This is a genomic window from Streptomyces sp. NPDC048370 (genome assembly GCF_043200825.1).
Classification (GTDB): Bacteria; Actinomycetota; Actinomycetes; order Streptomycetales; family Streptomycetaceae; genus Streptomyces.
In genome coordinates, this window is the sequence record NZ_JBICYI010000002.1 from 323,054 (window position 1) to 348,448 (window position 25,395).

The 25,395-nt window shown below is 71.0% G+C and carries 24 protein-coding genes and 2 pseudogenes; 13 read left to right on the forward strand and 13 right to left on the reverse strand.

The genetic code is table 11. The annotated features are described in order from the left end of the window. Positions 1–284 precede the first annotated feature (284 nt). A complete protein-coding gene (locus ACGFYP_RS05250; protein WP_393486570.1) occupies positions 285–806 on the forward strand; it encodes a hypothetical protein in 522 nt (173 codons plus the stop codon). Here ACGFYP_RS05250 and ACGFYP_RS05255 read toward each other — a convergent pair. The 10 genes from ACGFYP_RS05255 to ACGFYP_RS05300 all read right to left on the reverse strand — a co-directional run bounded on the left by ACGFYP_RS05255 (position 785) and on the right by ACGFYP_RS05300 (position 11,990). Then, entirely contained in the window at positions 785–2,269 is a 1,485-nt protein-coding gene (locus ACGFYP_RS05255) for an ABC transporter ATP-binding protein (protein WP_393486572.1), read from the reverse strand. The genes ACGFYP_RS05250 and ACGFYP_RS05255 overlap by 22 nt on opposite strands. Further along, on the reverse strand, positions 2,266–3,075 hold the full coding sequence (locus ACGFYP_RS05260; RefSeq protein ID WP_393486575.1) for an ABC transporter permease: 810 nt from the start codon (positions 3,073–3,075) through the stop codon (positions 2,266–2,268). The genes ACGFYP_RS05255 and ACGFYP_RS05260 overlap by 4 nt, the downstream gene beginning before the upstream one ends. Next, positions 3,072–4,028 carry an ABC transporter permease gene (locus ACGFYP_RS05265; protein ID WP_393487475.1) on the reverse strand — a complete coding sequence of 319 codons (957 nt, stop codon included), beginning with the start codon at positions 4,026–4,028 and terminating at the stop codon, positions 3,072–3,074. Before ACGFYP_RS05265 ends, ACGFYP_RS05260 begins: the two co-directional genes overlap by 4 nt. Further along, the gene (locus ACGFYP_RS05270; protein ID WP_393486577.1) at positions 4,016–5,581 is read right to left on the reverse strand and encodes an ABC transporter substrate-binding protein; all 1,566 of its coding nucleotides are present in this window, start codon (positions 5,579–5,581) and stop codon (positions 4,016–4,018) included. The genes ACGFYP_RS05265 and ACGFYP_RS05270 overlap by 13 nt, the downstream gene beginning before the upstream one ends. Then, complete coding sequence (locus ACGFYP_RS05275; protein ID WP_393486579.1) at positions 5,578–6,390, reverse strand: class I SAM-dependent methyltransferase; 813 nt, start codon at positions 6,388–6,390, stop codon at positions 5,578–5,580. Before ACGFYP_RS05275 ends, ACGFYP_RS05270 begins: the two co-directional genes overlap by 4 nt. Continuing rightward, on the reverse strand, positions 6,387–7,685 hold the full coding sequence (locus ACGFYP_RS05280; RefSeq protein WP_393486581.1) for an MFS transporter: 1,299 nt from the start codon (positions 7,683–7,685) through the stop codon (positions 6,387–6,389). Before ACGFYP_RS05280 ends, ACGFYP_RS05275 begins: the two co-directional genes overlap by 4 nt. After that, complete coding sequence (locus ACGFYP_RS05285) at positions 7,682–8,740, reverse strand: dipeptide epimerase (protein ID WP_393486583.1); 1,059 nt, start codon at positions 8,738–8,740, stop codon at positions 7,682–7,684. Before ACGFYP_RS05285 ends, ACGFYP_RS05280 begins: the two co-directional genes overlap by 4 nt. Continuing rightward, positions 8,737–9,858 carry a PLP-dependent cysteine synthase family protein gene (locus ACGFYP_RS05290; protein ID WP_393486585.1) on the reverse strand — a complete coding sequence of 374 codons (1,122 nt, stop codon included), beginning with the start codon at positions 9,856–9,858 and terminating at the stop codon, positions 8,737–8,739. The genes ACGFYP_RS05285 and ACGFYP_RS05290 overlap by 4 nt, the downstream gene beginning before the upstream one ends. Then, positions 9,855–10,517 carry a Rossmann-like domain-containing protein gene (locus tag ACGFYP_RS05295; protein WP_393486587.1) on the reverse strand — a complete coding sequence of 221 codons (663 nt, stop codon included), beginning with the start codon at positions 10,515–10,517 and terminating at the stop codon, positions 9,855–9,857. Before ACGFYP_RS05295 ends, ACGFYP_RS05290 begins: the two co-directional genes overlap by 4 nt. 186 nt (positions 10,518–10,703) lie before the next feature. Beyond that, a complete protein-coding gene (locus ACGFYP_RS05300; RefSeq protein ID WP_393486589.1) occupies positions 10,704–11,990 on the reverse strand; it encodes an ATP-grasp domain-containing protein in 1,287 nt (428 codons plus the stop codon). A 183-nt stretch (positions 11,991–12,173) separates the two neighbouring features. Between ACGFYP_RS05300 and ACGFYP_RS05305 the strand changes: the two genes are divergently transcribed. The 3 genes from ACGFYP_RS05305 (at position 12,174) to ACGFYP_RS05315 (ending at position 14,958) form a co-directional block, all read left to right on the forward strand. Further along, on the forward strand, positions 12,174–12,761 hold the full coding sequence (locus tag ACGFYP_RS05305; RefSeq protein WP_393486591.1) for a GNAT family N-acetyltransferase: 588 nt from the start codon (positions 12,174–12,176) through the stop codon (positions 12,759–12,761). A 316-nt stretch (positions 12,762–13,077) separates the two neighbouring features. Beyond that, complete coding sequence (locus ACGFYP_RS05310) at positions 13,078–13,398, forward strand: carboxymuconolactone decarboxylase family protein (protein ID WP_393486593.1); 321 nt, start codon at positions 13,078–13,080, stop codon at positions 13,396–13,398. 129 nt (positions 13,399–13,527) lie between these two features. Next, a complete protein-coding gene (locus tag ACGFYP_RS05315) occupies positions 13,528–14,958 on the forward strand; it encodes a DUF2252 domain-containing protein (RefSeq protein ID WP_393486595.1) in 1,431 nt (476 codons plus the stop codon). 193 nt (positions 14,959–15,151) lie between these two features. Here the strand turns inward: ACGFYP_RS05315 and ACGFYP_RS05320 are convergent. Further along, positions 15,152–15,601 (reverse strand): annotated as a pseudogene (locus ACGFYP_RS05320) (HAD family hydrolase); the annotation flags it as partial. A gap of 244 nt (positions 15,602–15,845) precedes the next feature. On the opposite strand from ACGFYP_RS05320, the gene ACGFYP_RS05325 reads away from it, so the two are divergent. Together ACGFYP_RS05325 and ACGFYP_RS05330 are read left to right on the forward strand one after the other, a co-directional pair. Further along, complete coding sequence (locus ACGFYP_RS05325) at positions 15,846–16,007, forward strand: hypothetical protein (RefSeq protein ID WP_393486598.1); 162 nt, start codon at positions 15,846–15,848, stop codon at positions 16,005–16,007. A 469-nt stretch (positions 16,008–16,476) separates the two neighbouring features. Beyond that, the gene (locus ACGFYP_RS05330; RefSeq protein WP_393486600.1) at positions 16,477–17,121 is read left to right on the forward strand and encodes a LysE family translocator; all 645 of its coding nucleotides are present in this window, start codon (positions 16,477–16,479) and stop codon (positions 17,119–17,121) included. Positions 17,122–17,460: 339 nt separating this feature from the next. Here ACGFYP_RS05330 and ACGFYP_RS05335 read toward each other — a convergent pair. Both ACGFYP_RS05335 and ACGFYP_RS05340 read right to left on the reverse strand, forming a co-directional pair. Then, a pseudogene (locus tag ACGFYP_RS05335) lies at positions 17,461–18,650 on the reverse strand (dihydrofolate reductase family protein). Positions 18,651–18,675: 25 nt separating this feature from the next. Next, positions 18,676–20,103 carry a helix-turn-helix domain-containing protein gene (locus ACGFYP_RS05340; protein WP_393486602.1) on the reverse strand — a complete coding sequence of 476 codons (1,428 nt, stop codon included), beginning with the start codon at positions 20,101–20,103 and terminating at the stop codon, positions 18,676–18,678. A 286-nt stretch (positions 20,104–20,389) separates the two neighbouring features. On the opposite strand from ACGFYP_RS05340, the gene ACGFYP_RS05345 reads away from it, so the two are divergent. The 7 genes from ACGFYP_RS05345 (at position 20,390) to ACGFYP_RS05375 (ending at position 25,381) form a co-directional block, all read left to right on the forward strand. Beyond that, a complete protein-coding gene (locus ACGFYP_RS05345; RefSeq protein WP_393486604.1) occupies positions 20,390–20,887 on the forward strand; it encodes an ATP-binding protein in 498 nt (165 codons plus the stop codon). A 70-nt stretch (positions 20,888–20,957) separates the two neighbouring features. Further along, a complete protein-coding gene (locus tag ACGFYP_RS05350; protein WP_393486606.1) occupies positions 20,958–21,368 on the forward strand; it encodes a 6-pyruvoyl tetrahydropterin synthase family protein in 411 nt (136 codons plus the stop codon). Further along, complete coding sequence (locus tag ACGFYP_RS05355) at positions 21,365–22,111, forward strand: 7-carboxy-7-deazaguanine synthase QueE (RefSeq protein WP_393486608.1); 747 nt, start codon at positions 21,365–21,367, stop codon at positions 22,109–22,111. The genes ACGFYP_RS05350 and ACGFYP_RS05355 overlap by 4 nt, the downstream gene beginning before the upstream one ends. Positions 22,112–22,150: 39 nt before the next feature. Beyond that, positions 22,151–22,786 (forward strand): GTP cyclohydrolase I, encoded by a 636-nt coding sequence (gene folE / locus ACGFYP_RS05360; RefSeq protein ID WP_393486610.1) that lies wholly within the window; start codon positions 22,151–22,153, stop codon positions 22,784–22,786. Next, on the forward strand, positions 22,783–23,613 hold the full coding sequence (locus ACGFYP_RS05365; RefSeq protein WP_393486612.1) for a hypothetical protein: 831 nt from the start codon (positions 22,783–22,785) through the stop codon (positions 23,611–23,613). Before folE ends, ACGFYP_RS05365 begins: the two co-directional genes overlap by 4 nt. Beyond that, positions 23,613–24,692, forward strand: a complete 1,080-nt coding sequence (locus tag ACGFYP_RS05370) for a hypothetical protein (RefSeq protein WP_393486614.1) — start codon at positions 23,613–23,615, stop codon at positions 24,690–24,692. The genes ACGFYP_RS05365 and ACGFYP_RS05370 overlap by 1 nt, the downstream gene beginning before the upstream one ends. Then, positions 24,689–25,381, forward strand: a complete 693-nt coding sequence (locus ACGFYP_RS05375) for a dTMP kinase (RefSeq protein ID WP_393486616.1) — start codon at positions 24,689–24,691, stop codon at positions 25,379–25,381. Before ACGFYP_RS05370 ends, ACGFYP_RS05375 begins: the two co-directional genes overlap by 4 nt. Positions 25,382–25,395 lie beyond the last annotated feature (14 nt).

Here is a 25,395-nt window from a genome sequence, read left to right on the forward strand (position 1 = left end):
TGCATCCCTTCGCGGCGCGGCATGGGAATTCAGTGGGCGGTCGGTTGTCCGGAGCCGGGGACAGCCTGACACCGCCAGCCAGCCCAACGAGCCGATTACGCCAGAGGCGGCATGTCCCACCCACCCGGCGGGAACAGCCTGCGTGGACTGTGGCCCAGCAACTCCGGCGCCTCATCCCGTCGGACGGGATCGGACTTCCGCTCTCCATCCCTCGCCCTTCCGGCGGAGGCGGATCGTCCGCGGAGTGGATCCGGGCGCGTGGGCTGCCCGGACACAGTGGAGCCATGACAACCCACACGACGCACCTCATCACGACAGCAACAGAGCGGCCCGTTCCCCGGTGGGCTGCCCTCGCGGCCCACGCGATGCCCCTGGTCGCACTGCCTGTCTGCCTGTGGCGTCTGCCCATCGCCTTCGGATACGGCATGGGCGGGGAGGTCCTGCCCCCGTCACCGTGGAACATTCCCTACGTCGTCGGACTCAGCGTTCTGTCCGAGGCGTTCGCCCTACTCAGCTTGGGCCTGGTCCGCCGGTGGGGAGAGGTCGTGCCCACCTGGGTGCCCAAACTGGGCGGCAGACGCATACCGCCCTTCGCCGTGATCCTCCCCGCGACGATCAGCGGCCTTCTCTTCACCGCCCTGATGGTCCACTGGGCGTTCGGAGCCTTCCGCCTCGGCGGTGCCGACGGCTTCCCGTACGCCGAGGGCTGGGACGTGCTGGCGATGACGGTCAGCGGCCTGTTCACCTTGTGGGGCCCCCTCCTCCTGGCGCTGACGTTCGCGTATCACCGCCGCAGGTGCGGATAGGGAACCCACTGGGCTTCGCCCGCTGCGACCCCGACGGCAGCATTCAGGTGATCGGCCGGGCCGGCCTCGACGATCCGTCCTGAGTCGAGTACCGCGATCCGGTCCGCGAGGACTCCGGCGGCGGCGAGGTCGTGGGTGATGAACACCAGGCTGAGTCCGTCGCTGTCCCGGAGCCGGGCGAGGGAGTCCAGGGTGGTGGTCCGGGTGGCCGCGTCGAGGCCGGAGGTGATCTCGTCGCAGATGAGGACCTGTGGCCCGGCCAGCAGGGCGCGGGCCAGCGCTGCTCGCTGGAGTTCGCCGCCCGAGAGCTCTCCGGGGCGGCGCCCGGCGAGGCTCTCGGTGAGGCCGAACTCGCCGAGGGTCTCCAGGGCAGTGCGCCGTGCGTCCCGCGGTGCGGCTCCGCGGAGCCGTACCGCGCTGCGGGCGACCTGGTCCAGGACCGGCCGGTGCTCGTCGAAGGCCGCCTTCGCGTCCTGGAACACGTACTGGACGGCGGCCAGTTCGGCGCGGGTGCGGGAACGGAGACTGCGCGGCAGCGGCGTCCCGTCGAGGAGGACCGTGCCCTGGTACGCGCGATGCAGCCCGGCCAGGCAGCGTCCGAGGGTGGTCTTGCCGCTGCCGGAACGGCCGACGAGCGCCAGGCACTCCCCTGCCGCGAGCGAGACCTCGATGTCGCTCAGTACCTCGGCGGCTCCCTGCGTGGTGCGGTGCCGTGCGGTGAGGTGCCGCGTCTCCAGACGCTTCGGACCGCGCGGGCGCGGTGTTCGCGCAACGCGGGGCGGCATCTCCGGTGCGAGCCCCTCCAGGACGGATGACGCGGGTCTGCGGTCCACGACCTTCCCGTCCCGCATCACCACGACCTCGTCGGCCAACTCCCGTACGACGTCGAGGTCGTGGCTGAGCAGGACGACGGCGATGCCTTGTGCGGCGACGGCGGCCAGCTCCGCCACGATGCCCTGCTTGGTGAGGGCGTCCTGGCCGGTGGTGGGTTCGTCGGCGACGATGACCCGCGCGCCCAGCAGCAGTGCCTGGGCGAGAACGACCCGCTGCTGCTGTCCGCCGGAGAGTTGGTGCGGGAAGCGGCGGAGCACGGCCTCGGGGTCCGGCATCTGGGCGAGACGCAGGGCCTGTTCGACGCGGTTCCTGCGCTCTCGCCGGTCGCCTCCCTGGCGGGCGGTGATGTCGGTGAGCAGCGCGCCGACGCGCCGGGCGGGATTGAGAACGGAAGCCGGGTGCTGGGGTACGTATCCGACCGGGCCCGCGGATGTGTGGACCGCGCCGTCGACCACGGCGCCGGCCGGGTATTCGCCGAGGAGGGCGAGCCCGGTGGTGGTCTTGCCGCTGCCGGACGGGCCGATGACGGCGGTGACCTTGCCCGCGTGGGCGGCGAGGTTCACGCCGTCCACGATCGTCCGTCCGCCGATCTCCACGCGCAGGTCCCGCACGTGCGCGACGAGGGTCATCGCGTCGCTCCCTTCCGGGGGGTGTGCCGTTGGAGGACGGCGTCGAACAGCAGGTTGGTGCCCATCGACAGGCCCGCGATGAGCAGGGCGGGTACGACCACGGCCCAGGGTTGGAGGAACAGGCCGGTGCGGTTGCGGTCGACCATCACCGCCCAGTCGGCGGCGTCCGGCTGTACGCCCACGCCCAGGAAAGCGGCGGTCGCGACCAGATAGAGGGCTCCGGTGAGCCGGATCCCGGCGTCCGCGGCGAGGGTGCGGCGCATGGAGCGTGCCACGTACCCGACGGCCGTGCGCCACCAGGACTCGCCCTGCATGCGCAGCGCTTCCACGGCCGGTCGGGAGGAGATCTCGACGGCCGCCGCGTGCACGACCCGGGCGGCGTCGGGCACGGCGGCGAGGCCGACCAGGACGGTGAGTCCGACTGGCCCCGGGGTGAGGGTGGCCGCGACGAGCAGCACCAGCAGGAGCGAGGGCACCGCGATGACCACGTCCAGGGGGCGCATCAGTGCTTCTTCCAGCCAGGTGCGGCGGGTGAGGGCCGCGGTGAGGCCCAGGGGGACGGCGACGAGGTACGCGAGGACGGTGGCCGCGATCGCCACGAGTACGACGGAGCGGCCTCCGAGGAGCACCTGTTGCCATACGTCGCGTCCGCTGAAGTCGGTGCCGAGCCAGTGCCCGTCGCCGGAGGCGAAGGAGACCGAGCGGGGACCGGCCGGACCTGCCACGAAGGGCCCCACCAGGGCGAGCAGGACGGGCAGGCCGATCAGCCCGAGGGCGAGGAGGGACCTCGATGGTTTCTGCTTCATGCCGCCACCTCGGATCGGGGTGCGAATCGGCGGGCGGCCAGGTCTGCGGCGAGGTTGACCGCGACGGTGACGGTGCCGAAGACGACGGCCATGCCCTGGACGACGGGGAGGTCGCGGGCCGCGACGGCTTCGATGAGAACGGTGCCGAGGCCGGGGATCACGAAGAGTGCCTCCACGACGATCACTCCGCTCAGGAGCCAGTCGCAGGTGCGGGCCAGTTGCTGGGTGGCGGGCGCGAGCGCGTTGGGCAGGGCGTGGGCCCAGGTGATCCGGGTGCCGGAGACTCCGTAGCGGCGGGCCTGGGCCACGTACGGCGATGCCATGGCCTCGATCATCCCGGCGCGCACCAGGCGGCTGATGGTGCACACGGGCCGCGACAGCAGGACGGCGACGGGCAGGATCAGGACGGCGGGCTCGGTGAACACGTCGACGCCGACTGCGGTGGGCGGCAGCCAGCCCAGCCACAGTCCGAAGAGCGTGGCGAGCAGGACCCCGACGGCGAACTCCGGTACGGCGTGCACGGCGAGCGTCAGGGCACTGACGGTCCTGTCCAGCGGGCCGCCCTCGCGGCGGGCGGCCAGAACCCCGAGGCCGACGGAGAGAGGGACGAGCAGGGCGAGGGTCGCGACGGCCAGCAGAAGGGTGGGGCCGAGGCCCGCGGCCAGGTAGCCGGTGACGGGCCGCCCGCTGATCAGCGAGGTGCCGAGGTCGCCGTGGAGGAGGCCGGCGACCCAGTCGGCGAGGCGTTCGGCGGCGGGCCGGTCCAGGCCCATCGCCCCGCGGATGCGGGCGATGCGGGCCGGGTCGGGCTGGTCCCCGGCGAGCGCGACGGCCGCGTCACCGGGCAGCGCCTCGGTGAGGGCGAAGATGAACAGGACGACGGCCGCCGTCTGCCCCAGGCCGAGGAGCAGGCGGCGGCCGATCCAGGAGAGGTGCGGTGTCACGCGAGCCAGATCTTGTCGAAGCGGGCCCAGTCGAGGGTGTTGGCGGGGGCCTCCTTCGACACCCCGTGCACCGTGGGCGCGGTGGCGATGATCCAGTCGGCGAAGCCCCAGATCAGGAAGCCGCCCTCGTCGTACAGCCGACGCTGCATCCGCTCGTAGAGGGCGCCGCGCTGCGTCACGTCGCGGGTGGACTGGGCCTGCTGGTACAGGTCGTCGAAGTCCTTCTGCCGCCACTTGGTGGCGTTGGTGGTGGAGCCGGTCAGCAGCCGCTGCGAGATGTGGGACTCGATGGGCATGGCGCCCGAACGGTAGGAGGCGAAGGTGCCGTTGTCCAGGATGTCCTTCCAGTATGTGTCCTTGTTGCCGACCTTGATCTCGACGGTGACCCCGGCCTTGGCGGCCTGCTCCTTGAAGATGCCGGCGGCCTCGACGAAGCCCGTGGCGGCGGGGGCGGTGTCGAGGGTGACCTTCAGGCCCTCGGCCCCGGCCTCCTTGAGCAGGGCACGGGCCTTGTCGAGGTCCTGGGTACGCTGCGGGAGGCCGGCCGGGTAGTACTGATAGCCCTTGCCGAAGAGGTCGTTGCCGATCTCGCCTGCGCCGGAGAGGGCTCCGTCGACGAGTTCCTTGCGGTCGGCGATGAGGAAGAAGGCCTGGCGGACCCGGGGATCGTCGAACGGCGGGCGGTCCGTCTTCATGACGAAGCCCTGCATCGCACTGCCCGGGAGGCGGACGATGTCGATCTTTCCCTTGCCCTCGTGGGTGCGGGCGGTGGCCGGGTTCAGCTCGTGGGCGTACTCGACCTGACCGCCGAGCAGGGCGCTGACGCGTGCCGACTCCTCGCCGGCGACGACGAATTCGAGCTCCTCCAGGTGGGGGGCGCCCTCCCAGTAGGCGTCGTTGCGCTTGACGACGAGGGAGCTGCCCGGCTTGAAGGAGACGAAGCGGAACGGTCCGGAGCCGACGGGCTTGTCGAAGGCGGTGGCGTCCTTGGGCACGATGTACGCGCCGAAGGCGGCGAGGACGTTGGGGAATTCCGCGTACGGGCGCTTGAGCTTGAACTCGACGGTGGAGGCGTCCACGGCCCGGCTGGCGTCGAGGTCGATGGGCTCCAGGGACGCCTTGGCGCGGAAGGTGCCCTTCGGGTCGGCGATCCGACGGTAGCTGTGGAGGACGTCCTCGGCGGTGACCGGCCTGCCGTCGTGGAAGGCGGCCTTGCGCAGGGTGATGCGCCAGGTGTCCAGGGTGTCGTTCGGCTCCCAGCGCTCGGCGAGCCTGGGGACGGCGGCGAGGTCGGCGCCGAAGTCGGCCAGCTTGTCGAACAGGGCCTTGGCGCGGGCCGCGTCGACGAACAGGTTGGCCGCGTGCGGGTCGAGGGTCTCGTTGGCGCCGCCGCCGGCGAAGGCGGCGCGCAGCTTGCCGCCGGGCTTGGGGGCTCCCTCTGCCGCGTTCTTGGCGTCCGGGGTGGTGGCGCCGGTGCCGCAGGCGGCGGTGAAGGCGAGGGCGGTGGCGCCCGTGGCGAAGAGGAAGCCTCTGCGGGCGAGGCTGGAGCGGGCGTCGTTCATGGGGTGGTGTCTCCGTTGCTGGGGTGGGGCGTGAGCCGGGCGATGAGGTGGAGGCGGTCGGAACGGGTGGTCCCGTGCGGGGCCTCGCCCTCGCTCCACGGCGGTTCCGTGCGGGGTCCGGGCCCGTCGTGCAGCGCGAGGACCTCGAACCCGGCGGTGGTGAGGAAGTACCGGAGCTCCTGCGGGAAGAGGAGCCTCCAGGCGGAGTGCTGTTCGTCCGGCGGGGAGCCGTCGTCGGCGGTCCAGGTCCTTCGGCGGCGCAGGAGTTGAGCGCCGTGATCGATCCACAGGGTGGTGTGGGAGGTGTACGTGGTACCGCGCCAGGCGAAGGTGTGGGTGCGCGGGCCATCGAGCAGTTCGGTGTTGCCGAGGAAGAAGGCCCCGTTGCGCATCTCGGCGACGAGCAGCCCGCCCGGGGTGAGGTGGGCGCGGCAGCGGGCGAGGAAGGCGGCGAGGTCCTCGTTGGTGTGGCAGTGGAGCAGGGCACTGTCCAGGCAGACGACCGCGTCGAAGGTGGCTCCGAGGTCGAAGTCACGCATGTCGGCCAGGTGGTAGCCAGGGCCGGGGTGGTGTGTGCCCGCGTGGGCCAGCATGGCCTGTGAGGTGTCGATTCCGGTGACGTCGCGCCCGGCACGGTGGTGCAGCCAGGCGGCGTCCCGCCCGGTGCCGCACCCGACGTCGAGCACGCGGGGTCCGGCCCCGTGGCGGGCCAGTACGTCCTCGGTCCAGCGGGCGGCGAGCCGCTCGGGGTCGGGGAAGCGTTCCTCGTAGAGCGCGGGGTGGTCGGTGAGCAGGTTGCCGCTGGTCATCGGGGCTCGCTTCGGGGGCGTGCGGGGGCACGAGGGGGCAGGAGGTCCGGGGCACGAGGGGGCAGGAGGTCCGGGGCCCGGTCGGCGGGCAGGGCCCGTATGCGGTGCAGGTGCGCCACGGCCGCGGCCGAGGTCAGGCCGAGGGCGAGGCAGCAGACGTACGGCAGCCAGGTCAGGCCGGTGTGCCCGGCGGTGTCCATGGACCAGCCGACGGCCGCGCTGCCGACGGCCGCCGCGACTCCGGAGACCGCGTAGAAGAGTCCGTAGAACGTGCCGGTCAGGCTCGCGCGCCCGAAGGCCGGTATCAGCTCCATCACGAACGGTTGGGCCACCATCACGCCGATGTGCAGCAGCAGGGCGCCGGCGAGCACCGGCAGGAGGCGCAGCGGGTGCGCGGTGGCGGCGTCGGCGACGAGCATCGGGGGCAGGAATCCGAGGCCCATGAGGCCCAGCCCGGTCGCGATCCAGCGCCCCCTGCTCCCCCGGGCCTTCAGTGCGCGGGTGATGCGCAGCTGGAACAGCAGGTTGGCTGTGGTCCCGGCGAGGAACAGCAGGCCGACCGAGCCGCTCCAGCCTGAGGCGTCGGTCGCCGCGCGTGGCAGCAGCAGGTACAGCTGGTTCTCCAGGCCGTACATGGCGACCATGGCGAGGGAGAACGCCAGGAACCGACGGTTGCCCGCGGCCTCGCGCCAGTCGGCGATGACACCGGTGTCGGGGGCCGGTACCTCACGGGCCGGCAGCACAAGCAGCTGGGCGAGGGTCAGGGCGGCGAACACGCCGGCCGCGGTGACGGCGGCCGCCCGGAAGTCCACGAGCAGCAACAGGGTGCCGAGCAGCGGGCCGAGCAGCGCCCCGGTGGTGGCGAAGACGTTGAACAGCGCGAACGCCTCCGCCTTGCGCTCCCCGGCCTCCTGGGCGACGTACGTTCGCACGGCGGGGTTGAACAGGGCCCCCGCGAGCCCGCTGAGTATGGACGCGGCGATCAGCAACGGCAGGCTGTCGCCGAGGGCGAACAGGCCGAATCCCACCGTGCGCAGGGCGCAGCCCGCGATGATCACCCCGCGTGCACCGAGCCGGTCGGCGGCGGAGCCGCCGATCAGGAACAGGCCCTGCTGGCTGAGGTTGCGCAGCCCGAGGACGACGCCGACGACGGCGGCCGAGAGCCCCAGGTCGTCGGAGAGGTGCGTGGCGAGGTACGGGATGAGCAGGTAGAAGCCGGTGTTGACACCGAGCTGGTTGACGAGGAGCAGTCGTACGGCGAGGGGGAAGCCTCGTATCGCGCTGAGGATCCTCATCTCACGACCGCCATGTGGGTGCGCCGGACGCCGAGTCCGGCCCGGTCGGCGGCCCGTACGGTGCCGTCCGTACGGCCGATGCCGGTCCAGGGGTCGTCGGCGAGCAGCAGGTGCCCGTCGAGGTCGACCCAGCGGGCCCGGTCGGCGAGGTGCACGGCAGGGGCGATGCCGAGCGAACTCGCGGTGAGGCAGCCGAGCATCAGGTCGGTGCCGGTGCCGCGCAGGGCTTCGTGGATGCGCAGGGCGGCCCGTACCCCGCCGCACTTGGCGAGCTTGACGTTGACGCCGTGGACCAGTCCGGCGAGCGCGACGGCGTCCTCGTAGGAGACGGCGTCCTCGTCGGCGATGACCGGTACCGGGGACTCCTTGGCCACGCGGGCGAGCGCGTCGGGGCTGCCCGGCGCGATGGGCTGCTCCACGGCGGTGACGCCGAGCTCGGCGAAGCGCGGGAGGAGGTCGAGGGCCTGGCGTTCGGTCCAGGCTCCGTTGGGGTCGAGGAGGAGGATCGCCTCGGGGGCGCCGGTGCGTACGGCTTCCACGCGCGCGAGGTCCTCGGCCGGATCGGGGGACCCCGCCTTGACCTTGAGGGCGGTGAAGCCGCTCATGGCGAGCCGGGCCGCCTGCGCGGCGGCCGGTACGGGGGCGATGATGCCGATCGTACGGGTGGTCTGCGCGGCCGGTGCGGTCTGCGTACCCAGGAGCTGGTGGGCGGGCCGGCCGGCCCGTTTGCCGACCAGGTCGAGCAGGGCCGCCTCCATCCCGGCGAGCACGCCGGCCGGCAGCTCCGGCAGGCCGGGCAGGGAGCCGGCCATGTGTTCGTCCCACGCGGTCTCGGGGTCGGGAAGGCGTTCGACGGCGGGGCGTGCCGTGGTGAGGTGCCGGACGATGCGAGCGGTGGGCAGGCCGAGGTAGTCACTGCTGACCACCTCGCCCCAGCCGGTCAGGCCGCCTCGCTCGATCGTGACCCAGACCGCGTCGCGGCGGGCCATCACCGAGCGGGAGATGCGCAGCGGTTCGGCCAGTTCCAGCTCGGTGGTGTGCCAGGTGAGTTTCATGCGACGCCTCCCCGCGTCGGTGCGGGCAGGCGGGGCCGAGTGGCCGCGCGCGGGTCGACGACGGTGCGGCAGCGGGTCCAACCGACGGCCTCGGTCGCGTGCGGGTGTGCGATCTCCAGGGGGCGCAAGGCCAGTTCGGCCCGGTCGAGGCCGTGCGCGTGGCAGAAGTCGTCGTCGTAGACGGTGCCGAGGTAGCGGTGCGGGCCGTCGGGGAAGACGGTCGCCACGACCGCTCCGGCCTCGACCCGGGCGGCCCAGGCGGAGACGAGGGCGACGGCGCCGGTGCTCCAGCCGCCGCTGACGAAGCTGGTGCGGGCGAGCCTGCGGCAGGCGTCGACGGCTTCGGCCGGGCCCACCCAGTGGACCTCGTCGAAGGCGTGGTGGGCGACGTTGCGCGGGTGGATGCTGCTGCCGAGTCCGCGCATGAGTCGGGGGCGCGCGGGCTGGCCGAAGATGGCGGAGCCGATGGAGTCGACGCCGATCACCTTCAGGCGCGGCCAGCGGCGGCGCAGCGGGCCGATGAGCCCGGCGCTGTGGCCGCCGGTGCCGACGCTGGCCACCAGGACGTCCAGGTGGTCGAGCTGCCCGCAGAGTTCGGCGGCCATGGAGACGTAGCCGGCCGCGTTGTCGGGGTTGTTGTACTGGTCGGGCCAGTAGGCGTCCGGGATCCGGGCCAGGACCTCGCGGAGCCGGGCGATCCGGGCGGCCTGCCAGCCGCCCTCGGGAGCGGGCCGCTCCACCAGCTCCAGCTGGGCGCCGTACGTGCGGAGCAACTGTCGCATGGACGGCTCGAGTTCGCGGTCCCCGACGAGGACGACGGGGTGGCCGAGGGCCTGTCCGGCGAAGGCGAGGCCGAGCCCCAGGGTTCCGGAGGTGGACTCGACCACGGTGGCGCCCGGGCGGAGTTCACCGCGCTGCCGGGCACCGCGCAGCATGGACACGGCGGACCGCGCCTTCATCCCACCGGCGCCGAGGCATTCGAGCTTGGCCCAGAAGCCCGGGTGGGCGTAGGGCAGTTCCGTACGGATCCGCGCGAGCGGGGTGCGGCCGACCAGCGCCAGCAGCTCCGGGTTCGCCCTGTGGGCCGGCGGCCGGTACAGCGGGGGTGCGACGGTCACCGGGTGCCTCCGTAGCGGTGGATGACTCCCGGGCCGCCGTCGAGCCAGAAGAAGGGGTAGGGCTCGGCGGACACGGCGCTGACCCCGGCTCCGAGGAAGCGCGGCAGGACGGCGCTGCCGGTCTGCGCGAACATGACCAGGGGCTTGCCGGTGGCTGCGGCATGGTCGAGCAGCGGCTGGAAGGTTCCGTTCCCGAGGGTCATGCCGGAGGCGAGGACGGCGTCGCAGTGCTCCAGCTCCGCGAGGGCATCGGTCCGTACGGGCTCGCCCCACTCGGTGCTGCCGCCCTTGAGGTCGCAGGGCACGTAACCGACGCCGCGCTCGCGCAGCTGTTCCAGCAGGGAGTTGACCACGCCGATGACGAGGACCCGGCGGATCCCGGTCGCCGGCAGCAGGTCGACCACGGCGCGAGCGCGGGCCCTGGAGCGGAGCAGGGAGCTGCCGGCCGGCAGGGCGTACGGGCGGGCGCCGTGCTCGGGAGTGTGGGGGCGGACACGGCTCAGGTACGCGTCGAGCGCGGCGACCCGCACGGGAAGCATCGGGTGAGCGAGGAGCTCGGCCACCGAGGCTCCGACGCAGTCGTCGAGTGCCGCCGGCGGCAGCGCTCCCGGCTCCACGGCGCAGGATCCGACGGCCGCGTCCACGCGCAGGCTGAGCACCTCGTTGCGGTATCCGCTGCTGCGGCCCGTGTGCCGGACCGCCTGGGCGGTGGTGAAGGCGACCGCGATGCGTTCCTGGGCAGGGTCAGGTCCGTAACCCCCCGGCGCGGACCGCCTCGATGAGCTGATCGACGGTGCGTACGGCGGGTTCGTGCGGGGTGTTCAGGGTGTTCAGGGTGGGCGCGGTCATGCGGGCACCGCCGACGGCAGCTCGGCGCCCAGCTCCTCGAACGTGGGGTGCAGGTACGCGATGAGCCGCTCGGCGGCCTCGCGGGCCCCGCTGCCCCGGGTGTCGGCCGTCATGACGTGACCGAGGTACTCGTTGTTGCTGGTCGCGGCACGTACGGCGCGGCCCGGCTCGGCGAGGGTGAGTTCCAGCACCCCGGGCTGCGCCCGGACCTCGTCGGCGCCCTGGATTCCCGTGAGGGTGCCGGTGGTGTCGGGGAGCAGGAAGGCGATGGCGGCGCTGTGCACGCCGGTCGGGCGGGATGTGAGGTCCGGCTTGCGGCCGAGGGCGACGTCCAGGCAGGCGGCGGCCAGGTCGATGCCCGTCACGTGCCGGACGAGTTCGGTGATCCGGTTGCCTGCGGGCCGGGGGTTGACCTCGACCACCTTGGGGCCCCCGGGCGTCAGTTTGATCTCGGTGTGGCAGACCACGTGGTCCAGGCCGAGGGCTTCGACCGCGGCCACAGCCGTGTCGACCGCTTCCCGCTCCGCATCCGGCGCGATACCCGCCGGGAACATGTGGCCGGTCTCGATGAAAGCGGGCGCTCCGCCGATGCTCTTGTCCGTGACACCGACGACGCCCGTGACACCGCCGAAGGAGACGGTCTCGACGCTGACCTCGGGGCCGGTGAGCAGTTCTTCGAGGAGGACGGAGGGCGTACGGTCCTGCCCGCGCGCGTTGACCGGGAACTCGGCCAGGGCCCGGCAGGCGCGTTCCAGCTCGTGCTCGTCCCGGACCTCGCGGACCAGCATGCCGGCGCACAGGTCCACGGGCTTGACCACCAGGGGGTAGCCGAGCTCCCGGGCGGCAACCGCGGCGTGCGCCGTGTCGGTACAGAGCGCGAAACGGGGGCCCGGCACTCCGGCCTCGGCCAGGACCCGGCGGGTCAGGTCCTTGCGACAGGCTCCCTCGACGGCTTCGACGGTCGGGCCGGGCAGTCCCAGCCGGTCGGCGATCCGGGCCACGGCCGGGAGGTAGTAGTCGCAGGAGGAGACGACACCGTCGAAGGCGAGCACCGCGTGCAGGCGTTCCAGGTGGGGCAGCAGCTCGTCCATGTCGTTGGTGTCCGCGGTGACGATGTTGCGCGCGGCAAGCAGCGGGTGCGGGCCGTCGGACCCGGCGCCGCGCAGGTAGTGGTGCAGGTCCCGGGTGACGAAGGTGAATTCGTGCCCGCCCTCACCGATCGCCCTGGGCAGCAGCCTGCTCATCGACCCCACCCAGCTCTCGACAACCAGCAGATGCGCCAAGGGACTTCCTCTCAAAGTGCCGTCACGACCGCGGGGCATACCGGCGCAGCGGGCCGCCTGACGGGAGGCGTCCGCACCGAACCGAGGAGGAAGCTACCTGAAATCGTTTTCATTTCCAATAGCGTGGATTTCCGATAGCCTGCCGCCCACGAGACCGGAGTGACGGAAGGGAGCCACCGAGCAATGAGGGACCTGACACAGAGGCAGGAGATCGGGCCGTACCTGGTACGGCATGCCAGGCCCGAGGACGCATCCGGCGCGCGGAGCGTCATGCTCGACACGTTCTACCGGGAGTTCGACTACGGGTACGTACCTCAGTGGCACGACGACGTCGTCGACATCGAGAGCACCTACCTCGAGCACCCACGCCACACCCTCGTCGTGGCCGTCCTGGGCGACGAAGTGGTCGGCACCACCGCCCTGAACTCCAGAGGCCCCGCGCACCCTCCGCACCCCCGCCGGCTCGCCGAGCGCTACCCCGCCGGGCGCACGGCGCAGCTCCTGCGGGTGTACGTGCGCCCGGACCACCGCAGGCACGGACTGGCGCGCGCCATGGTCAGGACGGCCTGCGAGTTCGCCGCCGGCGTCCCCGGCTACGACACGATCTACCTGCACACCAACGTCGACATCCCGGGCGCGGAAGCCTTCTGGCGCAGCATGGCCGACGAGGTCTGCGACGCCCGCACGACCGGCGAGCACGGCGGCTACGGGACCGTCCACTTCGAAATCCCGATCCCCGTCCCGGCCACCACCGGCCGACTCGGCAACTGACCGGCCCCGAGCCCCCCGAAACCCAGCCGTCTTCCACGGCGCCGAGGGCGGCACCCGGATCGAGATCGCCGTCTCCGCAGAGGACCAGGAACGGGCCATGGGACGGTTCTCCTCGCCCGACGAATCCGGTGCCGCTCTCCCCGGGGCAAGCCAGGTCCACTCACGACCCTCGGGAGGCGCCGCGTATGTCCTGAGGTGCGCGGCATGCGAGAGGGGTCGAGAGTGGAAGTAACTCGATCAGCCGAACAGGAAGCAGGCCTGCGCGAAGCCGTACAACATGAGGAACGTCCACAACACACCCAGGAGGACATGCAACATGTCCACTGCATCCGACACCCCTGTCCTGGACACCCTCGCCGCCATGACCGTCGACTCGGTCGAGCGCTGCGGCCTGGCCCCGGACATGCTCATCCTCACGCGCATCGCGGCCCTCGCCGCCTCGGATGCCCCGCCGATCTCCTTTGCGGCCCACATCGAGCCCGCCCTCCGGACCGACATGACCGCCGAGCAACTGCAGGACGTCCTGGTCGCCGTCGCGCCCATCGTGGGCACCGCCCGCGTCATGACGGCAGCAGGCAACATCGCTGCGGCACTCGGCATCGCCATTGCCGTCGCCGATGCCGAGATCGAGGGCTGAGAGCGCACGCCCACCCCGGCATCGCCGGTCGGCTCGCCCGGCATCGGAGGAGACCACAGAGCCCTTCCGGCTGCCCCGGCCGGTGCCGGACATCCCCTACGGCCGCAGCGCCGGGCAGGAGGGTCTTCGATGCCCCAGAAGTCGACCACGGCGATGCGTGCGGCACCCCACGCCACACCCGAGGAGCGCGCAGCTCTTGGCAAGGAGGCGAGGCGCCGCTCGCCGCGATCCGGCCATGCAGTCTACGAGCCGTCTCCTGACAGGCCGGACCCGCTGAGGATCCTGGACGCGCAGTCCGCGACACGAGTGCCCGAGCTCGTTCCCATCCGCTACGGCCGCATGACGGAGTCCCCGTTCCGCTTCTACCGGGGCGCCGCCGCGATCATGGCCTCCGACCTGGCCGCCACCCCGCGCTCGGGATTCACGGCCCAGCTGTGCGGGGACGCGCACATGCTGAACTTCCGTCTCCTCGCCTCGCCGGAGCGGCAGTTGATGTTCGACATCAACGATTTCGACGAGACCCTGCCGGGCCCCTGGGAATGGGACGTCAAGCGGCTGTCGGCGAGTTTCGTCATCGCTGCCCGTGCGAACGGCTTCGACGACGCCGAGCGCGCCCGCATCGTCCGGCGCACGGTCCGTTCGTACCGCGAGGCGATGATCCGTTTCGCGAGTATGCGCACCATCGACGTCTGGTACGCGAAGATCGACGAAGGCAGTCTCGAGTCCCTGGCCACGGACCGGCTCCACAAGCGCGGCCGGAAGAGCCTGGCCCGTGCCATGGAGAAGGCCCGCAGCCGCGACAGCCTGCAGGCCTTCGACAAGCTCACCGCGACGGTCGACGGCCGGCCCGTGATCGCGGCGGATCCCCCGCTGCTCGTCCCGGTGGCCGACCTCATGCCCGACGTGGAGCGCCATGCCCTTGAGCGCCAGTTCCGCGGTCTGATCGAGCGGTACGGCCACACCTTGGCGTCCGACCGGCGCACGCTCCTGTCGGACTACCGCCTGGCGGATGTCGCAAGAAAGGTGGTCGGCGTCGGCAGCGTCGGTACCCGCTGCTGGATCTTCCTGCTCCTCGGCCGGGACGACCAGGACCCGCTCTTCCTCCAGGCCAAGGAGGCGGACACCTCCGTGCTCGCCGCCCACGTCGGCGCGAGCACGTACCGCAACCAGGGCGAACGGGTGGTCTCCGGCCAGCGGCTGATGCAGGCCACCAGCGACATCTTCCTCGGCTGGGAGCGAGTGGACGGCATCGACGGCAAGAAGCGCGACTTCTACGTCCGCCAACTGCGCGACTGGAAGGGCATCGCCCTTCCCGAGACGATGAACCCGAGGCGCATGCGCGCGTTCGGCGAAGTCTGTGGGGTCACGCTGGCTCGTGCGCACGCGCGGTCCGGCGACCGGATCGCGATCGCCGCCTACCTGGGCAGCGGCGACGCGTTCGACCGGGCACTCGCCGCGTTCGCGGAAGCCTATGCCGACCAGAACGAGCGCGACCACCAGGCCCTCGTCGACGCCGTAGCCGCGGGCCGGCTGCCCGCGGAGGAACTGCCGACGACCTGACTGCGGGAAGGGGCTTCGGGGACGCGAGTCGTTGCCGACACTTCGCAACCCTCTCGGGTCGATCCATCTGGCCGGCGACTATCAACTAGACATGCCGTCGCTCGCCGACGCGGCCACGTCGGGTGAGAACGCGGCGAAGGCGGTTCTGTCGGACCTGGGCCGCTGACCCTCACGCCGGGGCAAGAAGGGGTGCGGCTCCGTCGGCCGCGTCGAGGACTCGGTCGAAGAATCCACGGTCCGGCTTGGCGAGACCCCAATCTCCGGACGTCGCGACCAAGTCGGCGGGGAGGTCGAGCCCGCGCAGCAGGTTGCCCGCCTTGACGGTCTGGTTCCCCGCGATGACGACGCGGACGCCGAGGCGCTGCAGCTCGGCGAGCGCGGGCCGGACGTCGTCGTACAGATCGGTCTCGTCGAGGTATTCGCCGCGGCCGGCTGCCTCGCGTGCGGCGTACTCGGCCGACACGTCGATGCCGGGGCGCAGCAGACGCAACGCGTCCGAGTTGTCCCTGCCTTGGGCGACCACGGCCCCGACGAGCGCGGAAAGGGTGTGGCCAGGGATTTCGAGCCAGTCGGCCCACGAGGCCCAGTACCGGTCATCCCGGACGAGGGTCTCGCCAATGTCGAGTGCGATCGTCTGGATCATGCGCTGAGCGTACTGATCCCTGACATGAAGGAACCGCCCCGACCGCTCCACGGCGGAGGGCGGGCGGGGCGTGCCCGGCCTGGCCGCGGGCGAGTTCCAGATGTACAAGGGCGTCGCTGCCAGGACGGACTCGTTGCCCTCGACCTGGTCCGTCCTGCTCGTCGGAGGTGGACCACCCGGCCCTGAGCCCCCTCGGGGTAAAGAGGTGCTGGCTCCTGGACGTTCCGAGCAACCGATCCAGCCCGTGGACGTATGGGATGTGGGGGCGTTCACGCTCGACACGGCGGCGAAGGGCGGCGGACCGTACAACCTTGTCGCGCCCCAGGGGCGCGACACCATGGCCAACCTCCTGGCGGCATGCCTGGAGGTCACCGGCGGGCGGGGTGAACTCGTCTGGGCCGAGTAGCACTCCCTGGCCGCACACGGGGTACGAGTGGACCGAGCCTCCGTTGGCGTACGAGCGCGGGTGCGTGGGCCGTGGACGCGAGCCTCGCTCGGGAGGCCGGTTTCGTGTGCCGTCCGCTGCTCAAAACGGTTCGGGACACGTGGGAGTGGCTGCATGGGGGCAACCGTCCGGTGACCCACCCCCGTTGAGACGATCAAGGCATCGGGTCGTCCGGACACCGAGCCGGCGCCGTTGGGCGAAGTTGTGAGCAACTGGGACCCATCCGGCCGATCACCCAGAGATCGCCAACGCCTTCACGGGGCGGTCTTTGATGCCGTTGGCCCGGCTGGAGGGTGCACGGAGAACCCGAACGGCAGGCCGTATCCTGAGGCAGGCGACACAGACACTGCCGATGCGTAGCAGCCGTCCTTCGCCGCCGGGCACGCTCACGCCGGGTACCGGGTACCCGGCAAACGATCGGGAGTTGACAGTGATCAGTCTGGCCGCAGTAGGGGGAGTGGCCCTGGTCGAATTGGGAATGGCCCTGACTCCGGGACCGAACATGATCCACCTCACCTCCCGCGCGATTACCCAAGGCCGCAGGGCGGGCCCGGTAAGCCTGAGCGGGACCGCCGTGGGATTCCTGTGCTATCTGCTGGCCGCGGCCGCCGGCCTGTCCGCGTTGTTCGCCGCTGTGCCGCTGGCGTTCACGGTGGTCAAGCTCGCCGGGGCCGCCTACCTGGCTTACCTGGCCTGGGACATGCTCAAGCCCGGCGGCCGCTCACCCTTCGCTCCGGCACCGGACCTGCCTCCCGTCTCCGACGCCCGTCTCTTCTCGATGGGGCTCCTGACCAACCTGCTCAACCCCAAGATCGCTCTCATGTACGCCGCTCTTCTGCCTCAGTTCATGGATCCGCAGGCGGGTCCGGCCTGGGCGCAGCTGCTGCAGCTCGGTGGTGTGCAGATCATCGTGGGGATCTCCGTGAACGCTCTGATCATGCTGGGCGCGGCACGGGTGTCGGGGTTTCTGGCTGCCCGCCCCCGCGTGATGACCGCTCAGCGGTTCGCGGCAGGGGGCTTGCTCGGTTTCTTCGCGCTGCGCACAGCCCTGTCCCGTACGCCTGTCTCGGCCTGAGCCATGCACGTGCGGCTCTGCTGGTTATCGCCCCCTGCGGCGTGACTCCGCCTCCCGGACCTCCAGTGCCTCCCGCCCGAGCCGAACGCATTGCTGATCGTGGACAAGTGCCGCGTGGACACCGCCGCCACCGGGCGGGCCCTGCGTGGGCTGCCGGGGTCGACTCGGTATCCGAACGACGGGGGCACGCGAGGCCCGGCCGACGGGGAACGGGCCGAGCACCGGGGGCGATGGTCGGCGGACGGGCCTCCTCCACGCGGACCTCACCGTGGCGTCTGCCCGGGATACGGGACTGACTGACGTGCCTGCGCGCGCCACCACGTGCGTCTGGAAGATGGTTCAGAGCAGGTGCCGGTTGGGCGCCTGGGCGGTGTCCGCGAGATCCGGGAGTTCGACAACGGTGACGCCAGCACCCTCAAGGAGCTCGGTGCCTTCGGCCCCGGGCACGAAGGTGTCGGGCTCGCGCCAGGCAGTGACGACCCGGCGGATGCCAGCCTCGCGGATGAGCTGGGCACAGGGCTGGGACCTGGAGGCCCGCTTCGCGCAGGGTTCGAGGGAGCTGTAGATCGTGGCAGTGCTCAACGCGGGGTCGTCCGCCTGGAGCTTGGCGAGCGCGGCTTCCTCTGCGTGGTCGAGTGGGTCCTGCTCGCGGGAGTAGCCGCGGGCGAGCTCGGTGCCGTCGGCGGCGACGATGATCGCGCCGACGGAGAAGGCGGTCGTCGAGGGCGGGCAAAGGGTGGCGAGCTCGCAGGCGAGAGCGAGCCAGGACCGGTCCGCGGCGTTGGGCTCACGGGCGGCGCCAGGCGGGCCCACGGGGGAAGGGATGGTGCTCATCGGGGCTCCGTCGAGATGTCCTTGGGGGCGTAACGCAGGAGTACCACATCGCCGATCTGCCGGGTCTCCAGGAGTCGGAGGCGGGCGGTCGGGCCTCCGAGGTAGTGGGCCGGGCCGAGCATGCGAACGGCGTCGGGCTGCCCGACGAGGAGCGGGGCGATGACGAGCTGGAGCTCGTCGGCGAGTGCTTCCTCGAGGAGCTGCGTGTGGATGGTGCCGCCGCCCTCGACCATGAGGCGGCCGATCCCGTGGGCTCCGCCGAGTACGTCAAGCACGACAGACCAGGTGGCCTCGGTGGGGACGACAACGATCTGGGCCAGGTCGCCGAGCGCCGCTCGCGCCTTCGTACCGGCTTCCATGCCGACGGCGAGAACGAGCTTGTCTCCTCCGTGATGCCAGAACTTCGAGTTCGGGTCCAAGTCCCCAGTGCCGGTAATGGTGACCTTCAGCGGGTACTCCGACCGGCCGGCGGCGACCCTGGCCGCACGGCGCTCCTCGGAGTTCACGAGGAGGCGGGGGTTGTCGGCGCGGAGGGTGCCGGCGCCGACGAGGATCGCGTCGACGGACGCGCGGACGGCGTCGACGCGATCGAAGTCCTCCGCATTGGACAGCAAGAGCCGGTCCTCACCCGGGCGGGTGTCGAGGTAGCCGTCGAGGGAAACCGCGGCGGACAGCAGAACGTAAGGGCGAGACACGGAAAAACTCCAAAGGGTGAGCAGATCAAGCAGGGTGCAGCACGATGCGGTCGAGCGCGGCCCGGAACTCGGCAACGCCTTCCTCACGCGCCGCAGGGGCCAGCGCCTGGTCCAGCCGGCCCAGCTGGCCGACGATCCGGGCCGACCCGGTTTCGGCCGCGATCCACACGGCCTGCGTGCCGATCCTGGCGGCCAACGTCACGTTGCCGGTGCCCGCGTGGGCACGGGCTGCCCTGGCCAGATAGACACCACGGTCGCGCCGGTACATGGCTGGCAACGCCGCGATCGCGCTGTCGAAGCCGACAGCGGCGCGCTCGTACTCGCCCAGCGCGGCAAGAGAACGAGCACGGGCGGTACTGATGTACACCTCGTCGAGCCACGAACCCCAGACTCCATCGGCATCCGCTCGGCCCAGCAGAGTGAGCGCGGTCTCGTACGCGCGATGGGCTTCCGTGCCCTCACCGAGTATCGCGTGCGCGTGCGCCTCGTGGAGGACCGCGATGACTTCGAGCCGGCTGCCCGGCCGGGCTGTGCGCCGGGCTGCTGCAGCGAGACCCAGACCATCGGCAGGTTGCCCGGTATCGACTGCGAGCTGCGCCTTGCGGGCAAGGATGTACGCGGTGAGGTCGGTGTCGCCGGTGATGTGGGAGGCATCGAGCGCCTTCGCCGTGTGGCCGTACGCGGCGCGCTCGTCACCGATGTCCTGGGCGAACCAACCGGCCAGCTCCTCGTAGCGCGTCTCCAAGGCCAGGAGATCGGCCGCGTCGGCACCGCGAGCTGCCCGACGTCGAGCGCCGAGGACAACAAGGTGTTGTTCGAGCGCGGGCATCACGTGCCGGGGGCCGATGAGGTTGTCGGTCTGAATCATCGTGCGGCGGAGCCGCGCGAAGTGCTCGACGGGGGATCCCATTTCGGCGAACTCAGTCGCTGCCGCCGCCGTCGATGCCGGGAGCGCGGTCGCGGCAAGGCCGGCGAGCCCGGAGGCGAGAACGACGCGACGTGGAACGGGCACGAAGAGGATCCTTCCTTCGATTCGGGCGGGGACGACGACTGTGTCCGTGTCGTCGTCGACCGAGCCTGCCTGCCCGATCGCTCCGAAGGCCAGGATCTCCGGGACGCTGGCCCCATGGCTCCGCGCATTGGCCCCATGCGCCTGTTCCACGGCTCTGGACACGGGGGCGGGATTCGCCTGGGGGTGCTCGCCCTCGGCCCAGTCCCAGAGGCGGACCAATGCCCCGGCAGCGTCGACGGCCTTGTCGAGGGCAACCGCAGCATGGCGAGGGACGGGGCGTTCGGCACGTTCGAACCGCCCCAAATGGGATCGGTCGATCAGGGCCTTGCGGGCGAGGGCCAGCTGCGCCAGTCCGCGAGCTTCCCGGAACTGGCGTAATTCGTAGCCCCATCGGTGCCACGGGCCGGCGTCCGGCGTCAGCTCGCTCGGCTGCTGCCCCATGCCTCCCCCTCGTGAACTCCGGCCGCCTCGCGGACGCTTCCGACACCTCTGCCTACAGCTGGATGGGGCCAGAGGGGCCAGCACGCGGGGCCCCATGCGAAGTCTCCCAGCAGGGCCGCCCGGCCGTTTACATCGTCGGTACGAGCTGATCCCACCGTATCCGAACGACGTAAGCCAAAGCCTTCCTTCGCACGTTGCGGAGAAGCACGCGGCCGGTTCACGCACTGCGACACAGCAGCCCGGCGCTTCCCCCCAGGGCTGAGGTACGACCTGTGAGAAGGCGGTCATGGAACAAATCAGAAATCTGGGCAGCGTGATCGACGCTCCCGAACATCGTACGAGCCTCACGCTCGCCGCCGACGAGCGAGCCCCGGGTCATGCCCGGGCCTTCACCCGCACAGCCCTGATCGCCTGGGGCGTCGAAGACCTCCTGGACGCCGCCGTCCTGATCGTCAGCGAGCTCACGACGAACGCGGAGCAGCACGGTCGCCGACCCGCCGAACTGGACAGCCTGCCTGGTTCGGTGGCCTGGAACCACGATGAGATCAGGCTGACCCTCGCCTACCAAGCTGACGTCGTGGGGATCGAAGTCGAGGACTGTTCCCCCCTGCCTCCGGTGCTCCGGAACCCTTCGCCCGATGCGACCAGGGGACGCGGCCTCCTCCTTGTCGCAGCGATGGCCGATCTGTGGACGGCCTGCCCCAACAACGACGGCAGCGGCAAGCGAGTGATCGCCTTGGTCAGGCGCCAGGCCCTCTCCGACGTACCGACCGAAGGATGGTGACGATCCGCTTCGAGGCCGTGCCCGTCACGCAGCTCCGACAACCTCCGCCCTCAAATTCACAAGGAAGATCATGGACTTCAGTTCCGTTCCGCTGGCTTCTGGCGTCTTCACCATCGGCAAGAGGTTCGGCTTCGAGGCCGGCCACCAGCTTCCCAGGCTGCCGCCGGGGCACAAGTGTGCCCGCCAGCATGGCCACAGCTACGAGGTCGAAGTGGTCCTCACCGCTCCCTTGTTGGAGGAGCCCGGCTTCGTCACCGACTTCGGGGCTCTTGCCCCGTTCAAGAAGTTCCTGGACAACGAGCTCGACCACCGCAACCTGCACGAGATCCTCCCCTTCGAGCCGACGTCGGAGCGCCTGGCCCAGTTCCTGGCGGGTTGGTTCACGCAGAACCTTCAGCCCGCGATCCCCGGCAGGCTGGTCTCCGTCCTCGTCCGTGAGACCGGCAGCAGCTGGGCACGCTTCGGTGTGGAGGGTCAGTGACCACATCGGGCCGCGGCGCCGCGGAGCCGGCAGCGCGCGACCTCGAACGCCGACTGATCGTCGCGGAGTGCTTCGGCATCGAGGCGCCCACCTTCCAAGGTGAGGGCCCGAGCTGCGGACACCCTGCCCTGTTCATCCGCTTGTCCCGATGCAACCTGACCTGCACGCGCTGCGACACGAAGTACACGTGGGACTGGTCGCAGTTCGACCCGCGCAAGGAGTCCACGAAGAGGTCCGTGGCGGCGTTGGTTGCCTGGGCCGCCTCCTCGCCGGTCGAGCTGATCGTGGTTACCGGCGGCGAGCCGCTGATCCAGCAGTCGCGCGTGGTTCCCCTTGTCCGCGGGCTGTTGGCCGCCGGGAAGCGGGTGGAGATCGAGACGAACGGCACCATCGCGCCTTCGCCCGAGCTGTTGGTCGACGGGGTGAGGTTCAACGTCTCCCCCAAGCTCGGCAGCTTCGGCGTGGACGAGGCCGAGAGCATCGTGCCCGCCGCGCTCGAGGCGCTCGCGGCCTCCAAGCGGGCGGCGTTCAAGTTCGTGGCGTCCTCGGTGGCTGATCTCGACCGGATCGCCGAACTGGCCGGACTCCACGGACTCGCGCCGGTGTGGGTGATGCCGGAGGGCACCACAGCAGGGGCGATCACCGTCATGACCCGAGTGCTGGCGGACGCGGTCGCAGCCCGGCACTGGCACCTCACCACACGGCTGCACGTGCTGGCCTTCCCGGAAGCCCGAGGCCGCTGACCCGGCCTCCACCGTCCCCCAGAAAGCGAGGAGACATCCATGACGAGCACCACCACCCACACGGCGCGGAGCACAACGGGGCCTGTGGCCGATCAGCCCATGTCGTCGTACATCGACACCGGCCGTGTCGCCGGCCTGATCACCCAACTTCTCGTCGAGCTCGGCGAGGACCCCGCCCGCGAAGGGCTCATTGGCACCCCCGACCGCGTCGCGGCCTGGTGGAAGGCCTTCCTGTCCCCGAGCGACGCCGCAACGGCTACCTGCTTCACCGAGTCCCAGCTCAACGGCCAGCTGGTGATCGTCGGCGGCATGAGCGTATGGGCGCTCTGCGAACACCACATGCTGCCCATGAACCTGCAGGTCACCGTCGGCTACCTGCCGGACGGCGAAGTGGTGGGCCTGTCGAAGTTCGGGCGGATCGCCCAGCACTTCGCCGGGCGGCTCCAGGTCCAGGAGCGCTTCGCCCGCCAGGTCGCTGAATGCCTCGCCGAGGTGATCGGGCGGGAGGACGTGGCCGTGGCCGTGCACGGGGTGCACCTGTGCATGAGCATGCGCGGGGTACGGATGGAGGAGGCGCGCACCACGACGATCCACACGGGTGGGCGCTTCGCCACCGACTCAGTCCTCTCACAGCAGTTCCTCACCGTCTCCGCCGGACAGCGGGGGGTGCTGTGACGAACGTGAACAACGAGGGGATCGACTTCTCCGTCATCGCCCCGCCCGCCTACCTGAATGCCTTCGTCGCCCAAGAACCTGCCCTCGTCCACCACGTCGCCGCCCAACGGGTCCTAACCGACGAGGACTACCGGGCCTTCTTCGCCCGCGAGGCAGAGCGCGGCGCCGAGATCATCGTCGACAATGGACTCTTCGACCTTGGTTACGCTCTGCCGGCCACCCGCCTCGTCGAGGCCGCGCTCGCCGTGTCCGCGAGGGAGATCATCCTGCCGGACGTCATGAGAGACGGGGCCGCGACCTTCACAGCGAGCGAGCAGGCCGCGCGGGAGATCCGAGAGCTGTCCGGCGAGACGTTCCAACTGTGCGCCGTCCTTCACGCCGCAGATGACGAGGAGTGGCTGCGCGGCTACGACTCCTTCGTCACCAGCGGCTGGGCCGGGGCAATCGCCCTACCGGCCTCGCGCCGGCCGGACCCCGACGGGCAGTTGTGCCGCACCCGCTGGTTGGCGACCGCCCACCTGGAGGGCCACGGCTTGGTCGACGACCGCATCGTGTACCGGCTGCTCGGCCTGGGCCGTACCGGGCACCTGGAGCTGGTCGAGCAGCGCGAGCACACATGGATCTCCTCCGTGGACGGCGCGGCCCCGGTCATTCTCGGCGTGATGGGCATCGCCCTTCGGCCCGAAGGTCCGTACGAGAAGCCCTCCACCCCCCGGATCGAGCAGCTCGGTCCGATCGCCGAGGAACGGTTCGACCTAATCCGGCAGAACATCGCCGTCGTCCGTGCGGCGGCCGGCAGCACCATGACGATCGCCGAGGAGCGCTGATGACCCCCCTGCTGGCCGACCCCGCTCCCGGGCTGCTGCGAGCCGCCCCGATCCAACCCAGCGGGCACACCATGAGCCAGAAGCGTCTGCTGCGCTACCTGGAGATCAAGGTCCACCACCTCATCCAGGACCGGGGATGGGACAGCATCCGCGTCATCGGCGACTACGACCGGTCCACAGTGGTCTCCCGGTACGAGAAGACCGGGAAGCTGTTCAACATCGAGCGCCCCACGGCAACAGTCCAAGGCGGGGACCTGGTCGTCAAAGCGTTCCCCGGCGCCGACTACGTCCAGCACTACGCGCTGATCATCGCCACCTACCTGGCCATCACCGGCCGTCGGGCCGACACGGTCAGCTATCAGCCGCCCGGGCAGGAGGAGTGCCGCACGGCGCTCGACGCGCTCGACCTGACGTTGGACGGGGACCTGGTGATCGTCGGCTGGGGCCTGGAACACCTCGCCCCCGAGAACGGGGGCTGGACCAGCAGGCCCGGCTACGCCTGGCAGCGCGCCGAGGTCGCCGGCCGGCGCGTGGTCTACCTCGGGTTCCTCCACAGCATTTGGGGGGACGTCGCCGGACGGGTTGTCGCCCGGCTGGCCGAACTGGGCGCCGGTGACGTCGTCTACGTCGGCAAGGTCGGCTCGCTGACCCCAGGCATCGAGCCGAACACGTGGCTGGCCACCGGCAACACCAGCCTGGTTGGCGGGGAGTTGGTGAGTTGGGACGACTTCTTCGGCGACTACGCCGCCTCGCGGGGCGGGGTGCAGTGCGGCCTGCACGTCTCTTCCCCGACGACCATGCTGGAGAACCGCGACTGGCTGGCCCAGCACACCGCCTCGTACGCCTTCGTCGACCCGGAGATCGGGCCGATGGGCGCGGCGGCGCGTCAGGCGGGGATCGGATTCGGCTACCTCCACGTCATTTCCAACAACCTCACCGCGCACTACCCCGCGGACCTGTCCAATGAGCGTCACGACGACGTCCTGCGCCGGCGTACGGTCCTGATCGACCGGATCCGCGCCATCATCACCGGCCGGCTGACCGGCAGTCCGGCCCAGGTCCGGGGAGGAACTCGATGACGTCAACCACACAGGCCTCCCCCGTCCCCGGACGGCTGATCACCTTCGCGGGCGGGGACGGGGCCGGCAAGTCCACCCTCGCCGCCCGCCTGCACCGGGCCCTGAACGACGCGGGCCACGAAGCGATCCTCGTCGGCAAGCACAGCACCGAAATCCCCAGGGACCCAGAGCTGTCCGCATACCTCGACCGCCTCAACGAGCTGGTCTACCGCCGCGATTCCCGCGTCTCGAAGGCGTGCGGCGACCACTACTGGCTGCTGGCGCTGGCCTCCTGGTACACCCTGCAGGACCGGCTCGTGATCCAGCCCGCGCTCGCGGCCGGCACCCACGTGGTCCTCGACAACGCGCACCACAAGATCCTCGCCCGGTACGCGGTCAGCCCCGAGGTTCCCGTCCGCCTCACGGAACAGGTCTTCACACACCTGACCGAACCGGACCTGGTGCTCTTCCTCGACATCTGCGCACGCGAAGCCCTCGTTCGGAAGGGCTCGTTCACTTCCCTGGAGGCCGGTCACGCCGGCGGCAGCGACGAGGACTTCATCCACTACCAGGACACCGTCCTGAACCAGATGCGCGAGCAGGCGTCGTACAGCGACTGGCACTGGCTCGACGTCGCAGACCTGGACCGCGACCAGGTCTTCAAGGCTGCTACCGACGCGATCAACGAACGGCTGCACCTGGCAGTGTGACGGACCGCCCCACT

Excerpts from the sequence above, each read along its gene's own strand:
- ACGFYP_RS05370 (WP_393486614.1), top strand. The coding sequence starts at position 23,613 with ATGACCCCCCTGCTGGCCGACCCCGCTCCCGGGCTGCTGCGAGCCGCC.
- ACGFYP_RS05340 (WP_393486602.1), bottom strand. The coding sequence starts at position 20,103 with ATGGGGCAGCAGCCGAGCGAGCTGACGCCGGACGCCGGCCCGTGGCAC.
- folE (WP_393486610.1), top strand. The coding sequence starts at position 22,151 with ATGACGAGCACCACCACCCACACGGCGCGGAGCACAACGGGGCCTGTG.
- ACGFYP_RS05345 (WP_393486604.1), top strand. The coding sequence starts at position 20,390 with ATGGAACAAATCAGAAATCTGGGCAGCGTGATCGACGCTCCCGAACAT.
- ACGFYP_RS05250 (WP_393486570.1), top strand. The coding sequence starts at position 285 with ATGACAACCCACACGACGCACCTCATCACGACAGCAACAGAGCGGCCC.
- ACGFYP_RS05280 (WP_393486581.1), bottom strand. The coding sequence starts at position 7,685 with ATGAGGATCCTCAGCGCGATACGAGGCTTCCCCCTCGCCGTACGACTG.
- ACGFYP_RS05260 (WP_393486575.1), bottom strand. The coding sequence starts at position 3,075 with ATGAAGCAGAAACCATCGAGGTCCCTCCTCGCCCTCGGGCTGATCGGC.
- ACGFYP_RS05275 (WP_393486579.1), bottom strand. The coding sequence starts at position 6,390 with ATGACCAGCGGCAACCTGCTCACCGACCACCCCGCGCTCTACGAGGAA.
- ACGFYP_RS05255 (WP_393486572.1), bottom strand. The coding sequence starts at position 2,269 with ATGACCCTCGTCGCGCACGTGCGGGACCTGCGCGTGGAGATCGGCGGA.
- ACGFYP_RS05310 (WP_393486593.1), top strand. The coding sequence starts at position 13,078 with ATGTCCACTGCATCCGACACCCCTGTCCTGGACACCCTCGCCGCCATG.
- ACGFYP_RS05285 (WP_393486583.1), bottom strand. The coding sequence starts at position 8,740 with ATGAAACTCACCTGGCACACCACCGAGCTGGAACTGGCCGAACCGCTG.
- ACGFYP_RS05315 (WP_393486595.1), top strand. The coding sequence starts at position 13,528 with ATGCCCCAGAAGTCGACCACGGCGATGCGTGCGGCACCCCACGCCACA.
- ACGFYP_RS05270 (WP_393486577.1), bottom strand. The coding sequence starts at position 5,581 with ATGAACGACGCCCGCTCCAGCCTCGCCCGCAGAGGCTTCCTCTTCGCC.
- ACGFYP_RS05350 (WP_393486606.1), top strand. The coding sequence starts at position 20,958 with ATGGACTTCAGTTCCGTTCCGCTGGCTTCTGGCGTCTTCACCATCGGC.
- ACGFYP_RS05305 (WP_393486591.1), top strand. The coding sequence starts at position 12,174 with ATGAGGGACCTGACACAGAGGCAGGAGATCGGGCCGTACCTGGTACGG.
- ACGFYP_RS05375 (WP_393486616.1), top strand. The coding sequence starts at position 24,689 with ATGACGTCAACCACACAGGCCTCCCCCGTCCCCGGACGGCTGATCACC.